The sequence below is a fragment of the Acinetobacter sp. ANC_7682 genome, from assembly GCF_056779795.1.
On the sequence record NZ_JBWYIQ010000093.1, the window covers coordinates 1 to 339 of the forward strand.

1 pseudogene is annotated in these 339 nt (G+C 53.7%); it reads left to right on the top strand.

Annotation, left to right across the window (positions count from 1 at the left end):
- A pseudogene (locus tag AC1M9D_RS14130) lies at positions 1-339 on the top strand (type VI secretion system tip protein VgrG); the annotation flags it as partial.

The window sequence follows — 339 nt, forward strand, 5'->3', positions numbered from 1 at the left end:
ATGAAGCCCAACCGATTGTACCGAGCAACAACAGCCCGATCGAAGCACAAAAGCTCCGCCTGATTGACGACAACAGCCAATACCAAGCCCTTAACCGACGCAACATTCGCTACCACCGCAGTGATGCGACAGAACAATTTGATACCATCACCAGCTTTATCGGACAACGTAGCCTACAACCCACCGCAGTCCACCTACAACGCTGGCAAGCCACAGCCCTCGAACAAGAAGAAGGCGCAGGCTCAGTCCAAAGCAAACACCAACACAGTGACCACCAAGACAATGCCAGCCTAGGCCTCGAACAAGCATGGCACATCAGCCCTGCATGGATCCAAGACC